This is a genomic window from Sphingomonas sp. CCH9-E2, assembly GCF_001557215.1.
In the GTDB taxonomy this organism is placed as follows: Bacteria; Pseudomonadota; Alphaproteobacteria; order Sphingomonadales; family Sphingomonadaceae; genus Sphingomonas.
Window position 1 is genome coordinate 1 of the sequence record NZ_LSJM01000274.1, and the last position, 14,239, is coordinate 14,239.

Below are 14,239 nucleotides of genomic sequence, written 5' to 3' on the forward strand. Positions count from 1 at the left end.
GGGGGGTGAGAAAGGCGGGGAGGCCCGAAAGCGCAGGATCGACCAGCATCGCGATGCGGCGTTCGGCGAGGCTGCCGATTTCGCAGATCGCGAGCGCGAGCATGTCGGCGGCGAAGGCGACGGGTTCGGCGTGGAAATTGCCGCCGGACAGCGCTGCGCCCGTATCGGTGAAGATCAGTGGGTTGTCGGTGACGCCGTTCGCCTCGATCGCGAGCGTCGCGGCGGCCTGACGGATCAGGTCGAGGCAGGCGCCCATCACCTGCGGCTGGCAGCGCAGGCAATAGGGGTCCTGTACCCGCTCATCGCCCTCGCGGTGCGAGGCGCGGATCGCGGAGCCCTCCATCAGCCCGGCGAGCGCCGCTGCCACCTCGATCTGGCCGCGATGGCCGCGCACGGCGTGGATGCGCGGGTCGAACGGGGTGTCGGAGCCCTTTGCAGCCTCGGTCGAGAGCGCGCCGGTGACGAGCGCGGCGCGGAACAGCTTCTCGGTCTCGAACAGGGCGGCGAGAGCATAGGCGGTGCTGAACTGAGTGCCGTTGAGCAGAGCCAGCCCTTCCTTCGGGCCGAGCGTCAGGCCGCCGAGCATGGTGCGCGCGGGGATGCGGCGCGGGCCCATCTCGACCTCACCCACCCCGATCATCGCGGCGGCGAGGTGCGCGAGGGGGGCGAGGTCGCCGCTGGCACCGACCGACCCCTGCGAGGGGATGATCGGCGTGATGCCGCGGTCGAGCATGTCCTGCAGCATCGCGATCGTTGCGGGCTTCATGCCGCTATGGCCTTGCGCGAGGCTGGCGAGCTTGAGCGCGATCATCAGGCGGACGACCGGCGCGGGCATCGGGTCGCCGACGCCGGCGGCGTGGCTGAGTACGATATTGCGCTGGAGCGTTTCGAGGTCGTCGTCGCCGATGCGGACGCTGGCGAGCTTACCGAAGCCGGTGTTGATGCCGTACACCGGCTCGTGCCGGGCGAGGATCGCCTGTACCGCGTCGGCGCTCGCCGCGACCCTGGCGTGGCAGGACGGGTCGAGCGGGGCGGGTTCGCCGCGATAGATGGCGTTCCAGGTGGCGAGCGGGGTGTTGCCGGGGACGATCATGTGCCTGCGAATACTCGTGCATGGAGGGGGTTGGCGGCGATGCGATAGACGAGCTCGGCGGGGTCGGAGATGGTCCAGATGGCGAGGTCGGCAGGTTGGCCGGGTTGCAGCGTGCCGCCGGTGATGTCGAGCGCGCGGGCGGCGTTGACGGTTACGCCGCGCAGACATTCGGTGACGGTCAGGCGGAAGAAGGTCGCGCCCATGTTCATCGCCAGCAGGATCGACGCCATCGGCGAGGTGCCGGGGTTGCAGTCGGTGGCGAGGGCGATCGGGACGCCCGCGTCGCGCAGGGCTTGAATCGGTGGGCGGCGTTCTTCGCGGGTGAAGTAGAAGGCGCCGGGGAGGAGCGTTGCGACGGTGCCGCTGGCGGCCATCGCGGCGATACCGGCGGCGTCGAGATGCTCGAGGTGATCGGCGGAGAGCGCGCCGTGGCGGGCGGCGAGGGCTGCGCCGTTGAGGTTCGAGAGCTGTTCGGCGTGGAGCTTCACCGGGAGCCCGTGCGCGACTGCGGCGGCGAGGATGCGGTCGGTTTGTTCTGCGGAAAATCCGATCCCCTCGCAGAAGGCGTCGACCGCATCGGCGAGGTCCACTGCGGCGGGGATGATCTCACGGCACACCAGATCGACATAGCCATCAGCATCGCCCTTATACTCGGGCGGGACGGCGTGGGCGGCGAGCAGGGTGGTGTGGACGCGGACGTTGCGGGCTTCGCCGAGGCGGCGGGCGGCGCGGAGCATCTTGAGCTCGTCGTCGAGGGTCAGCCCGTAGCCGGACTTGATCTCGACCGTAGTGACGCCTTCGCCGATCAGCTGGTCGAGGCGGGGGAGCGCGCTGGCGATCAGCTCCTCCTCGCTGGCGGCGCGGGTGGCAGTGACGGTGGAGAGGATGCCGCCGCCGGCGCGGGCGATTTCCTCATAGGTTGCGCCTTCGAGCCGTGCCTCGAACTCTCTGGCGCGGTTGCCGGCGTGGACGAGATGGGTGTGGCAGTCGATCAGGCCCGGCGTGATCCAGCGGCCGTCGCAGTCGATGATTTCGCGCGCATCGGGGGCTTCGGCGTCGGGGCCGACATAGGTGATCGTGTCGCCGGTTGCCGCGACCGCGCCATCCTCGACCACGCCCAGCCCGTCGCCGGTCATCGTCGCGAGACGCGCGTTGCGCCAGAGCTTGTCCGCAGGAGTCGCCATGCGTTTAGTGTTGGACAGTGCGGCCATTATGTCTAGACATATTCGCGATGAGTCCGGCGATGGCATCGACGCACACCCAATCCTCCCCCGCCAGGGGGAGGTGGCGCGCGCAGCGCGACGGAGGGGGCCGGCGGCGGTCACGCCTGAACCGCTTCCTCCCCCTCCACCAGCTTCGCTGGTCCCCCTCCCCCTGGCGGGGGAGGATTGATGGATGACGCTCTGGTTCGAAACTGCGTTGCTGGATCATGGCTGGACCGATCGGGTCCGGCTGACGCTGGCGGGCGGACGCATCGAGCGGGTCGAGGTTGGGGTCGATCCCGAGCGTGGCGACGAACGGCATTTTGCGGCTCTGCCGGGGCTGCCCAACCTGCACAGCCACGCATTTCAGCGCGCGATGGCGGGGCTGACCGAGGCGCGCGGCGCGTCGGAAGACGATTTCTGGTCGTGGCGTGAGCTGATGTACCGGTTCGTGGCACAGATCGGGCCGGAGCAGTGCGAGGCGATTGCGGCGCTCGCCTATGCCGAGATGCTGGAGAGCGGGTTCACGCGGGTCGGCGAGTTTCATTATCTCCACCATGCGCCCGACGGGTCGCGCTACGCCGATGTCGCCGAGATGAGCGGGCGGATCGCGGCGGCGGCGGAGATTTCGGGGATCGGGCTGACGCTGCTGCCCGTATTCTACGCGCATGGCGGGTTCGGGGGGCAGGCGCCGGGCACTGCGCAGGCCCGGTTTATCACTGACGTCGATGGTTTTGCCGATCTGGTCGAGCGCGCCGGGGCGATACTGCCGCGTGATGGGGTGATCGGGATTGCGCCGCACAGCCTGCGCGCGGTGACACCGGAGGAGCTGGGTGCGCTGCTGCCGATCGCCAGGGGCGGGCCGGTGCATATCCATATCGCCGAGCAGGTGAAGGAAGTGGACGACTGTATCGCGTGGAGCGGGCGGCGGCCGGTGCGCTGGCTGCTCGACGCGGCGCCGGTCGATTCGCGCTGGACGCTGGTGCATGCGACGCATGTCGATGTGGGTGAGGTTGCGGACATCGCGGCGCGCGGTGCGGTGGCGGGGCTGTGCCCGGTGACCGAGGCCAATCTGGGCGACGGATTGTTTCCCGCGGGCGCATTTCTCGATAGCGGCGGCGCTCTGGGTGTGGGGAGCGATTCGAACGTGCGGATCGATGCGGCGGAGGAGTTGCGGGTGCTCGAATATGGCCAGCGGCTGACCCTGCGTGGACGCAATCAACTGGCGAGCGCGGCGCGGCCTTCGACCGGTGCGCGGCTGTTCGAGGCGGCGGCGCGTGGTGGCGGGCAGTCGCTTGCGGTTGCGACCGGGCTTGCGGCTGGCCGCCCGGCGGACATTGTTTCGCTCGATCGTAGTGATCCCGCATTCGAGGGGCGTAGTGGCGATGCACTGATCGACAGCTGGATCTTTGCCAGCCGTCGCCCGATCGACTGTGTGTGGCGCGGCGGGGTCAAGCAGGTGGCGGGCGGGCGGCACCGGCATCGCGACGCGATCGAGGCGCGCTATCGCACGGCGCTGCGGGGCCTGCTGGCATGAGCGTCGAGGCGCGAATCCGGGGCGAGATCGAGGCGCGCATCCGATCGGGCGAATGGGGTCCGGGCACGCGGGTGCCGACCGAATATGAGCTGATGGACGCTTATCGCTGTGCGCGGGCGACGGCGAACAAGGCGTTGAGCCGTCTCGCGCGCGAGGGGCTGATCGAGCGCAAGCGGCGGGCGGGCAGCTTTGTCGCTCCGCCAGCGATCCGCACGCCAGTGGTGGGCGTGCCAGATATCGCGGCGCTGATCGCCGATCGCGGTGAGGCATATCGCTGGGAATTGCTGACAGTGAATTTGCACCGCCGCGCGCCCATGGGCTTCCCGGTGCGCGGGTCGGGCAGCGGGTGGCTGGTGCTGACCGGGGTGCATCATGCCGGGCGGTCGCCGTTCGGATGGGAGGAGCGCTGGCTCGATCTCGCTGCTGCCCCCGGCGCGGCGGATGCGGATTTTTCGGCGACGGCGCCGGGCAGCTGGCTGCTCGCCAACATCCCCTGGACCGATGCGCGGCACCGGATTGCGGCCGTGGGGGCGAGCGCCGAGGCGGCCGGTCGGCTGAAGCTGAAGGAAGGCGCGCCCTGCCTCCAGGTCGAGCGCTGGACGTGGCGCGGCAAGGCCCCGGTGACGTTCGCGCGCCAGATCTTTCCGGGCGAGCATTACCAGCTGGTCGAGGATTTCACGCCGCGCGGTTAGCGGCAGCACGGAGACGACAATGTTCAAGCGCGTGTTTCTGGACCATCCCCGCGATGTCGGCGAAAGCTATGGCGAACATTTCGCGACGGCCGCCGGGTTTGGGGTGCGGATGGTTGGCGGTGGCTTGGCCTGCATCGTCCATGCGTTCGTGCCGGTCCTGTTCGTGCGGACTGCGAGCGATACGGTGAAGTCGCTCTATGCGACGATGAAGGCGCGCCAGCCGGCCTTTGCCAAGCAGCCGCCCGCCTTCGCTGCGCCCGAATGGCAGCTCGATTACGAGATCTAGGATGCGGATCGATCATGTCGCGATCATCGGCGCGGGGTTCTCGGGCACGCTGCAGGCGATCAACCTGTTGCGGCACAAGGGTCCGCGCGCGACGTTGATCGAGCGGGCGGCGACGCCGGGGCTGGGTCTGGCCTATGGCGCGGCGCACCCCAGCCATTTGCTCAATGTCCGCGCGAGCAACATGAGCGCCTTTCCCGACCAGCCGGGGCATTTTGCGGAGTGGCTGGCGGCGCGCGGGGTGGCGGATGCCGCCAATGCCTTTGCCGCACGGGTGACCTATGGCGAATATCTGCGCGAACTGCTCGACGCGGCGATTGCCGGGGGTGCGGGGCGACTGACGGTCGTGCGCGGGGCCGTGACCGGGCTGGAGCAGCGATCCGATGGCATATCGCTGGCGATGGCGGACGGGAGTGCGATCGGCGCGGATGCGGTAGTGCTGGCAGTCGGCAATCTGCCGCCGCACGATCCACCGGGGCTCGATCCGGCAATGCTGCCCGACGACCTGTACAAGGGCGATCCCTGGGCGGGCGATGTCGGGGACGGGTTGAGCGACGATGACACGGTGCTGGTGATCGGCACCGGGCTGACGATGATCGACGTTGCGCTGATGCTGGAGGCGCGCGGCTTTGGTGGGCGGATCGTCGCGCTGTCGCGGCGCGGGTTGCTGCCCCGGCGGCACGCCAGCGGCGCGGCGTGGGAGCGGATCGACGCGCGGCCTGCGACGGTAGCGTCGGCACTGGTGCGCCGGGTTCGCGTGCGCGCGGCGGAGATTGGCTGGCGCAATGCGGTGGACGAACTGCGGCCCTTTACCCAGCCGATGTGGGCGAATGCGAGCGCGGCGGAGCGGGCGCGGTTCCTGCGCCACCTGCGTCCGTGGTGGGACGTGCATCGCCACCGGCTCGCGCCGCAGGTAGCCGACCGGCTCGACGCAATGATGGCGCGGGGACAGCTGCAGCTGATTGCGGGCAGGACTTTGGGGTTTCAGCCCGGTGCGGGCACGGTGACGCTGCACTGGCGTCCGCGCGGTGCGGAGGCTGCCCAGACGATGGTGGTGCGGCGCGTGGTGAACTGCACCGGGCCGCTGGGCGATCTGGGGCGGACGACCGATCCGCTGCTTGTAGCGTTGCGCGACACTGGCGCGATCCGGCCCGATGCGGCGCATCTGGGGATCGACGTGAACGGGGCGGGCGAGGTGATCGGCGCCGACGGCCGCGCGAATCCGCACATCCTGGCGCTCGGCCCGATGACGCGCGGGGCGTTCTGGGAGATCGTCGCGGTGCCGGATATCCGTCGCCAGACTTGGGACGTCGCGCGCCGCCTGTCCAACGCGCATTGGGTCGGGGGCGAGGGGCTTTAGGACGTATCGACGTAAGCGACCCGTCGAGCTCTATCCTCCCCCGCCGGCCTCTCCCTTGGGAGCGACCGGATCGAACAGTAGTGCGCCCGCGACTCGGTCCGCATAATGACGCGGTGACAGGCGGGCCCAGATGTTGCGGCGCGCGGCGTCGCGGGCGTCCTGCGTGATGTCATGATCCCCCGCGACCGGTCAGCCCAAGCGCGCGCTCCAGACGAGCGTATCGGTGTGGCGATCGGTGACGGTCAGCACCGGAAAGCGGGCGGCGGGATTGGCGAGGCCACGGTCGGAACATCTCCCGGTCCAACGCATTGCGCGCGATCATACGGGAACCTCGCACGCGCGCAGCGTGCGATCCTATCAGAGATTTTGTGCCGCTGAAAACAATTCCTAGTCGCTGGCTAGGAAAGTGGTCGGGGAAAGAGGATTCGAACCTCCGGCCCCTGCCTCCCGAAGGCAGTGCTCTACCAGGCTGAGCTATTCCCCGACTGAGCGGCGAAGTCCTTGGCAAAGGCCCCGGGTGGGCAGACCGCGTCGCTTGGAGGCGCGCCTATAACCGGCACTTTGCAGCTGCGCAAGCGCTGCGTTGCACGGTTTTTTCACGCGCCGCGCGCATCGAGCATGTCGGAAACGCTCGTAAACTTCTCGCGCGGGGAATCGCTGCGGGCACCGGCGATCTCTGCCGCGTCGATCTTCTGCCAGTCGCGGAAGGTGACGACATCGACGTTGCGCGAGGCGAGCAGCGCGTCGAGGCCGGGACGCCCGGCCTTGCCGGTCCCGCCCGGTGTGTCCCCGGCGATCTTCTCGGCGATCGCGAATCCGTCGGGGCGGTTGGTGCCGATCGTCCCGGTCGGGCCGCGCCGCGCCCAGCCGACGGCATAGAGGCCGGGCAGGACGCGCCCTTCGTCATTGGCGAAGCGCCCGGCGCGGTCGTCATAGGGCACGCCTTCGATCTTTGGCGTGCGATAGCCGATGCAGGAGACGATCAGGCTGGCGGGGATCGCATAGGTTTCGCCCGTGCCGACCGCCGCACCGCGTTCGTCGAGGCGGGTGCGCTCGACAATGATGCGCTCGGCGCGGCCATCGCCCTCGATCCGCAGCGGCATCGCGAAGAAATCGAAGATGATGTGCACCGGCTTGTCGACGCTGGCGGCAGCATAAGTGCGCAGATGGGCGACCGATTTGCGCAGGCCCGGCTCAAGCAGCGCGTCGTCGATGTCGGGCGGGAAATCGGCGGGATCGACCACCGGGGCGGCGCGCGCGAGATTGGCGAGCTCGCCCAGCTCCTTTGGCGTCATCGCGATCTGGTGCGGGCCACGGCGGCCGAGCAGGGTGATCGTATCGATCGACGAGCTGGTCAGGGCATTGAGCGCGGGCGACACGATGTCCGACCCTGCGAACTCGCCGCGCGTCTTGGCCAGGATGCGCGCGACATCGAGCGCGACATTGCCGTTGCCGATCACCACCGCGCCGGGGCCACTGAGCGGGGGATTGAGCGCGGCAAAATCGGGATGGCCGTTATACCAGCCGACGAACGCTGCCGATCCGGTGACGCCGGGCAAGTCGGCGCCGGGTACCTCCAGCGGGCGATCGAATGGCGCGCCGGTCGCCAGCACGACCGCGTCATACAGTGCCATCAGCTCGGGGGTCGTCACGTCCTTGCCGACCGTGACATTGCCGACGAAGCGGACATTGTCGGTGATCGCAACCGCTTCATAGCGGCGCGACACGCTCTTAATCGACTGGTGATCCGGCGCGACGCCGCTGCGGATCAGGCCGAATGGGACGGGCAGCCGGTCGATGATGTCGACGCGGACATCCTCTCCGAACTGTTTTTGGCAGGCCTCTGCGGTGTAATAGCCCGCCGGCCCCGATCCGATCACTGCGATATGCCGCATGCCCGGTCCTTTTCTGTTGTGGGGCAGAGGCTAGCGGCGAATCGGGGAAGCGCAAGCGCGCCGGACACAAGAAAAGGGCCGCCCGGACGGACGGCCCCGTTTTCGCTGTCAATCAATCGACCTTACTGGTCGAGGAAGCTGCGCATCTTGCGGCTGCGGCTCGGGTGCTTGAGCTTGCGCAGCGCCTTGGCCTCGATCTGGCGGATACGCTCGCGGGTCACGCTGAACTGCTGGCCGACCTCTTCGAGCGTGTGGTCGGTGTTCATGCCGATGCCGAAGCGCATGCGCAGCACGCGCTCCTCACGCGGGGTGAGGCTGGCGAGGACGCGGGTGACCGTTTCCTTGAGGTTGGCCTGGATCGCCGCATCGACCGGGATGATCGCGTTCTTGTCCTCGATGAAGTCGCCGAGGTGCGAATCCTCCTCGTCGCCGATCGGCGTTTCGAGGGAGATCGGCTCCTTGGCGATCTTCATCACCTTGCGCACCTTCTCCAGCGGCATCGAGAGGCGCTCGGCCATCTCTTCCGGAGTCGGTTCGCGGCCCTGTTCGTGCAGGAACTGGCGGCTGGTGCGGACGAGCTTGTTGATCGTCTCGATCATGTGCACCGGGATGCGGATGGTGCGCGCCTGATCCGCGATCGAGCGGGTGATCGCCTGACGAATCCACCAGGTCGCATAGGTGCTGAACTTGTAGCCGCGGCGATATTCGAACTTATCCACCGCCTTCATCAGGCCGATATTCCCCTCCTGAATGAGGTCGAGGAACTGCAGGCCGCGATTGGTGTATTTCTTGGCGATCGAGATCACGAGACGGAGATTGGCCTCGACCATCTCCTTCTTCGCGATGCGCGCCTCGCGCTCACCCTTTTGCACCATGTTGACGATGCGGCGGAACTCGCTGAGCGCCATGCCGGTCTGCTGGCTGATTTCCGAAACTTCGACGCGGATGCGATCGACGGCGGCGGCTTCGTTCGTGGCGAAGGCGGTCCACTTCTTGTCGATGGTCCCGACCGATTCGAGCCAGTTTTCGTCCATCTCGTGATCGACGTAACGGTCCAGGAAGTCCTTACGGCTGACCTTGTGGCGCTCGGCCAGGCGCAGCATCTGGCCGCCGAGCGCGGTCAGGCGGCGGTTATAGCTGTAGAGCTGATCGACCAGATATTCGATCTTGGCGTTGTGGAACTGCACGCTTTCGACCTCGGCGGTCAGCTCTTCGCGCAGCTTGTGGTACTTCTTCTCGTCCGCCGCCGACAGCTCGCCACCGGCCGCCATTGCGTCGAGGCGGTTCTGCTGGACCTTGCTGAACTTCTTGTAGATCGCGGTGATGTTGGCGAACTTCTCAAGCGCCTGCGGCTTGAGCGTCTCTTCCATCTGAGCGAGGCTGAGGGTGTTGTCCTCTTCCTCATCGTCCGAGATGCGCGGAGCTCGGCGTTCGGTGAGGTCGTCCTCGTCCTCGTCCGCGGCGACCTCTTCGGGCTCTTCCTCTTCCTTGAACGATGCGCCGGCGGTCTTTTCGCTGATTTCGCCCGAATCATCGTCTTCGGCGCCTTCGACCTGCTCGGCCGAGGGACCCTTGGACAGCATGGCATCGAGATCGAGGATCTCGCGCAGCTGCATCGTGCCTTCGTTGAGCGCGTCGGACCAGCCGATGATCGCGTTGAAGGTGATCGGCGATTCGCACAGGCCGAGGATCATCGTGTCGCGGCCGGCCTCGATGCGCTTGGCGATCGCGATCTCGCCCTCACGGCTGAGCAGCTCGACCGCGCCCATTTCGCGCAGATACATGCGCACCGGATCGTCGGTGCGATCCATGGTTTCTTTTTTCTTGGTCGCCTCGAACGCGGGTTCGTCGTCCTTGCCCTCGGCATCGACCTCGTCGGGCGTGTCGTCTTCCGACTCGCCATCCTCGCCAACGTCTTCATTTTCGACGACGTTGACGCCCATGTCGCTGAGCGCGGACATGACGTCTTCGATCTGTTCGGAGGTGAACTGATCCTGCGGCAGCATCTCGTTGAGCTGGTCCACGGTGATGTAGCCACGCTTCTTCGCGCGGGCGACCAGCTTCTTGATGGAGCCTTCGTTGAGATCGATCAGCGGCGCGTCACCGGTTTCCGTGGGTTCCGCACCGTCCGCCATATTTGCCTTAGCCATCGACTGCCTTTGAAATCATATGGCGGCAATTATACGCCGCCCTAATCACCTAATTATGTCTCGTCCGCAAGCATCAGATTGGCGAGCCGCATTTCCAGCTCCGCTTTTCGCTTCACAAGCGCGACCTGGCGCTCGAACGCCTCGTCGCTGAAACGCGCCTGCACCGCCGCAGTTGCCTCTGCCAGCGCCGCCTCGACCTGAGGTCGCGCCGCGAGCACCGCGATCGCCTCACCCAGGTCAAGCGCGGCCCGTCCCGCATCCCATTCCTTCTGGGTGAAGGTGAAGGGAAGCTGGTCGGCGCGCAGCAACTCCGCTGCCTGTGAATCGAAACCGGACGCCGCCAATATGGTGCGCAGCCGCGCGCTATCAAGCGCCCGGTCCTCCAGCGCGACATCGACCACCGCCTCGAACAGGCGACCGAGCGCGCCATCGGCATGGGCGAGGCTGGTCAGCGTTTCGACATGGCGCGCAATTTCGGCGGGGTGGCGGATGAGGCCGGCGAGCACGGCCTTGGCCAGCACGCGATCGATGCCCCCGCTGCCGACCGCCTGAACGGCGGGGCTGGGCGGCGGTTCGGGTGGTTGCCAGCGCTGGCCGGGCTTGAATGGGCCGCGCGTCTGGTTGCGCGGGGTAAAGCTGCGCGGGGGCGGGGCGAAATGTTCGTCGACCCGGCGGCGGAACTCATTGATGTATTCGTGGCGGACATTGCCGTCCTGAATCGTCGCGGCGAGGTCGGACAGGCGGCGCTTGAGCCCGGCGCGTGCTTCGGGCGTATCGACCGGCTCTGCCGCCAGTTCATGCTGCCACAGCCGGTCGGCGAGTGGCTGGGCGGAGGCGAGCAGCGCTTCGAACGCCTGTGGCCCTGACGCGCGCACCAGATCGTCGGGATCCTGACCCGGCGGGAGCGTGACGAAGGCTAGGCTGCGGCCCGGCTGGAGCAGGGGCAACGCGCGGTGCGCCGCGCGGATCGCGGCCTTTTGCCCGGCATTGTCGCCATCGAACGACAGGTAGGGTACGTCGGCCATGCGCCACAGCCGTTCGAGCTGATGCTCGGTCATCGCGGTGCCGAGCGGGGCTACCGCTTCGCTAAACCCCGCCTGCGCCAGAGCGATCACGTCCATATAGCCCTCGACCGCGATCACCCGCCCGGCCTTGCGCGAGGCGGCGGAGGCGCGGTCGAGATTGTAGAGCGAGCGGCCCTTGTCGAAGAGCGGGGTTTCGGGGGAGTTGAGATATTTCGGCTCGCCATCGCCGATGATCCGCCCGCCAAAGCCGATGACGCGGCCGCGCGCATCCTTGATCGGGATCATCAGCCGGCCGCGGAACCGGTCGTACGGCTCCTTGCCCTCGACCTGGATCAGCAGGCCCGCCTCGACCAGCATCGCGTCGCCATAGCTTTTGAGTGCTTCGCGCAATTTGGTGCGCGAATCGGGGGCATAGCCCATGCCGAAGGTGCGCGCGGTGTCGGCGGAAACGCGGCGGCGTTCGAGCAGCGCGCGCGCCTCGGCCCCGGCGATGCCGTGGAGCTGATCGGTGTAGAATTTGGCGGCGTCGGCCATGACCTCGTGCAGCCCCTTGGCGCGCTCGGCCCGCTGGGCGGCGCGCGGATCGTCCTCGGGCATGTCGAGGCCGGCGGCTTGCGCCAGTTCCTTGACCGCATCGATGAAGGGCAGGCCGTTATGCTCGGTCATCCAGCGGATCGCATCGCCATGCGCGCCGCAACCGAAGCAGTTGCCGGTCAGGATATTGTCGTCCAACGCGAAGGCATGGGTTTCCGGCACGGTGGCGCAGTAAACCGGCTCGACCCGGTCCGATGGCGCGACCGACCGCACGACCCAGCGCAGCCGATCGAACCGCTTGGTGTGGGCCGCAAAGCGTTCACGGGCGCGCGACAACAGGAACAGCGCAGGATCGAGCGACGAGGGGACGAAATGGATCCGGTGCAGCGCGCTGGGGCTGTCACCGAATCCGTTCCGCATCAGCGTGGTGCGGCCATAAGTGACGATGCCCAGCTTGAGCGCGATATCGCGGATCCGTTCGAGAACGTCCGGGTCCGCCGCGTTGAGCATCACCGTCCCGTCCTTGGCGACATGCCCGTCGGCCGCAAGATAGCCGGCGAGGAAGCCGAGGAGATAGGCGTCGGGCCGGTCGAGGTCCGGAAGCGTCTTGAACCCTTCAAAGGCGCGACCGCCATAGATGCGGATGTACCGCTTGCTTCTCTCCCGCTCGCGGGCGTGATGCTGTTGATCGGGGAACCAGCGAGCCAGCTCGGCGTCCTTGTCGCCGTGCAGATTTACCGTGCCGTACAACTTTTTGAACATCGTGCCATCGCCGAACACGATGCCGTGCCGGACCCCTTGCGGGTCCATTTCCCATTGGGTGCGGCGTTCCGGCACCGCGCTCTCAAGGGCGTGGCCCGGCCGGAGCTGGTCCGTGCGGACGTCGGTCTTGCGGCCCTTGACGAACCAGCGATGTCCGTGGGTCGCCCATATCGTCTTGGCAAGGCCGTTGCGGGACAGGTCGATGCGCCATAGCCGCTGGACGCCATAGTCACCGAACCGGGCATCGACCCAGGTTCCGCCGCGCGTCAGCACGGTGGCGGTGCGCCCGGCCAGCGAAGCGATCTCGCGCCGTCCGTCCCGCGTAATGACGAGCGTTTCGGCGGCGAGGCAATGATAGAAACCCTTGTCGTCGTTGATCGTGAACGACGGCGTCTTCTCGTTATGGAAGGGACAGCACGCCTTGTACTCGCGGCCCGCGCGCGTGATCTTCACGCTGCGCCCGATCAGGGCCGACAGCGTGGTGCGCGCGCGCAATTCGTCGAGAAAGGCTGGTGTGAGGCTCATGATGCGCTGTCGGACATGCCCAAGCCGGGGGCTGCTCGCAAGCGTGAGCGTGGGGTCAGAGCGATGCGACGGCCTTCAGGAACGCCGCGATCCTGGCCGGGTCCTTGACCCCCGGTGCGCTTTCGATGCCGGAAGAGACGTCGACCAGACGTGCTCCGCTGATCGCGACAGCTTCGGCAACGTTGGTGGCGTCGAGGCCGCCTGACAGCGCCCAGGGGAGCGGGTGGTCGAAGCCCTGGAGCAGGGTCCAGTCGAAGCGCAGGCCCATGCCGCCGGGGAGTTTGGCGTCCTCGGGCGTCTTGGCATCGTAGAGGATGCGCTGTGCGGCACCGCGATAGGCGTGAGCGGCGTCGAGGTCGGCGCGGGCCTTGACCGCCACGGCCGCCCAGACCGGGAGGCGCGTGCGCGCGCCGATCGCGGCGGCGCGTTCCGGGCTAGCACGATGGAGCTGGATCGCGTCGAGCCGGGCGGAGCGGATCGCCTGATCGAGCAGCGCATCCTCCGGGTCGACGAACACGCCGACGCGCTGGACCGAATCCGGCACCTGCGCGGCGAGCGCGGCGGACTGGTCGAACGTCACGTGGCGCGGGGAGGGCGGGAAGAACACGAAGCCGACATGGCTGGCCCCGCCCGCAAGCGCGGCATTGAGGGTCGCGGCGGTGGACAGGCCGCAGATTTTGGCGGTGACGGGCATCGTCACCCCTTTGGCGTCATCCGATCGCTTTGACCAGCACTAGCATCGTCAGCGGCGGATCGACCGGGACGGGGAAGGGGCGCGTTTCGCCCGAGCGGCTATAGCCGTGGCGCTCATACCAGGCGATCAGCTCGATGCGGCGGTCGATCACCGTCATTTCGATGCGGTTGGCGTTGAAGCTGTCGCGGGCGGTGGCTTCGGCGGCGGCGATAAGCTGCTTGCCGATGCCGCGGGCTTGAAGTTGCGGATCGACGCAGAGCAGGCCGAGATAGGCGAGGCCAGCGCCGCGATCGGCGATGTTGACGCAGCCGAGGATGGTGTCGCCGTCCAGCGCGACAAGAATGCGACTGTGGTCCTCGATCAGCGTGGCGAGCGTGGCGAGGTCGGTGCGCGCGTCGAACAGCATGTCCGCCTCATGCGTCCACCCCTGCCGCGCGGAATCGCCGCGATAGGCGCGCTCGACCACGGGGTGGAGGCGGGAGAGGTC

The 14,239-nt window shown here is 67.7% G+C and carries 11 protein-coding genes and 1 tRNA gene; 4 read left to right on the plus strand and 8 right to left on the minus strand.

What is annotated here, in order from left to right:
* Nucleotides 1-1,093 (minus strand): aromatic amino acid lyase (locus AX681_RS12620; protein WP_066682368.1); only part of this gene is annotated, 1,093 nt, incomplete at its 3' end.
* A complete protein-coding gene (hutI, locus tag AX681_RS12625; protein WP_066682376.1) occupies nucleotides 1,090-2,277 on the minus strand; it encodes an imidazolonepropionase in 1,188 nt (395 codons plus the stop codon). The genes hutI and AX681_RS12620, both read right to left, overlap by 4 nt.
* A 211-nt stretch (nucleotides 2,278-2,488) precedes the next feature.
* On the opposite strand from hutI, the gene AX681_RS12630 reads away from it, so the two are divergent.
* Genes AX681_RS12630 through AX681_RS12645 form a run of 4 tightly spaced genes read left to right on the plus strand, consistent with a single transcriptional unit; the run spans nucleotide 2,489 to nucleotide 6,167 of the window.
* Nucleotides 2,489-3,832: a formimidoylglutamate deiminase gene (locus AX681_RS12630; RefSeq protein ID WP_066659963.1), complete on the plus strand. Its 1,344-nt coding sequence runs from the start codon at nucleotides 2,489-2,491 to the stop codon at nucleotides 3,830-3,832.
* On the plus strand, nucleotides 3,829-4,524 hold the full coding sequence (locus tag AX681_RS12635) for a UTRA domain-containing protein (RefSeq protein WP_066659965.1): 696 nt from the start codon (nucleotides 3,829-3,831) through the stop codon (nucleotides 4,522-4,524). Before AX681_RS12630 ends, AX681_RS12635 begins: the two co-directional genes overlap by 4 nt.
* Nucleotides 4,525-4,543: 19 nt before the next feature.
* On the plus strand, nucleotides 4,544-4,810 hold the full coding sequence (locus AX681_RS12640) for a DUF6356 family protein (protein ID WP_066659967.1): 267 nt from the start codon (nucleotides 4,544-4,546) through the stop codon (nucleotides 4,808-4,810).
* A gap of 1 nt (nucleotide 4,811) precedes the next feature.
* On the plus strand, nucleotides 4,812-6,167 hold the full coding sequence (locus AX681_RS12645) for an FAD/NAD(P)-binding protein (protein ID WP_066659968.1): 1,356 nt from the start codon (nucleotides 4,812-4,814) through the stop codon (nucleotides 6,165-6,167).
* A 407-nt stretch (nucleotides 6,168-6,574) separates the two neighbouring features.
* Here the strand turns inward: AX681_RS12645 and AX681_RS12650 are convergent.
* The 6 genes from AX681_RS12650 to AX681_RS12675 all read right to left on the minus strand — a co-directional run.
* A tRNA-Pro gene (locus AX681_RS12650) sits at nucleotides 6,575-6,651 on the minus strand.
* Between the two features lie 112 nt (nucleotides 6,652-6,763).
* Nucleotides 6,764-8,062 carry an FAD-dependent oxidoreductase gene (locus AX681_RS12655; protein ID WP_066682378.1) on the minus strand — a complete coding sequence of 433 codons (1,299 nt, stop codon included), beginning with the start codon at nucleotides 8,060-8,062 and terminating at the stop codon, nucleotides 6,764-6,766.
* A 122-nt stretch (nucleotides 8,063-8,184) separates the two neighbouring features.
* Nucleotides 8,185-10,212, minus strand: a complete 2,028-nt coding sequence (rpoD, locus tag AX681_RS12660; RefSeq protein ID WP_066657620.1) for an RNA polymerase sigma factor RpoD — start codon at nucleotides 10,210-10,212, stop codon at nucleotides 8,185-8,187.
* A gap of 53 nt (nucleotides 10,213-10,265) precedes the next feature.
* Complete coding sequence (gene dnaG, locus AX681_RS21450) at nucleotides 10,266-13,058, minus strand: DNA primase (RefSeq protein WP_082737858.1); 2,793 nt, start codon at nucleotides 13,056-13,058, stop codon at nucleotides 10,266-10,268.
* Nucleotides 13,059-13,113: 55 nt separating this feature from the next.
* A complete protein-coding gene (locus tag AX681_RS12670; RefSeq protein ID WP_066657617.1) occupies nucleotides 13,114-13,752 on the minus strand; it encodes a phosphoribosylanthranilate isomerase in 639 nt (212 codons plus the stop codon).
* 16 nt (nucleotides 13,753-13,768) lie between these two features.
* Nucleotides 13,769-14,239, minus strand: a 471-nt coding sequence (locus tag AX681_RS12675; RefSeq protein ID WP_066682381.1) for a GNAT family N-acetyltransferase, incomplete at its 5' end; no start/stop codon positions are given.

Coding starts and splice junctions, on each gene's coding strand:
- hutI (WP_066682376.1), bottom strand. CDS start 2,277: ATGGCGACTCCTGCGGACAAGCTCTGGCGCAACGCGCGTCTCGCGACG.
- AX681_RS12630 (WP_066659963.1), top strand. CDS start 2,489: ATGACGCTCTGGTTCGAAACTGCGTTGCTGGATCATGGCTGGACCGAT.
- AX681_RS12635 (WP_066659965.1), top strand. CDS start 3,829: ATGAGCGTCGAGGCGCGAATCCGGGGCGAGATCGAGGCGCGCATCCGA.
- AX681_RS12640 (WP_066659967.1), top strand. CDS start 4,544: ATGTTCAAGCGCGTGTTTCTGGACCATCCCCGCGATGTCGGCGAAAGC.
- AX681_RS12645 (WP_066659968.1), top strand. CDS start 4,812: ATGCGGATCGATCATGTCGCGATCATCGGCGCGGGGTTCTCGGGCACG.
- AX681_RS12655 (WP_066682378.1), bottom strand. CDS start 8,062: ATGCGGCATATCGCAGTGATCGGATCGGGGCCGGCGGGCTATTACACC.
- rpoD (WP_066657620.1), bottom strand. CDS start 10,212: ATGGCTAAGGCAAATATGGCGGACGGTGCGGAACCCACGGAAACCGGT.
- dnaG (WP_082737858.1), bottom strand. CDS start 13,058: ATGAGCCTCACACCAGCCTTTCTCGACGAATTGCGCGCGCGCACCACG.
- AX681_RS12670 (WP_066657617.1), bottom strand. CDS start 13,752: ATGCCCGTCACCGCCAAAATCTGCGGCCTGTCCACCGCCGCGACCCTC.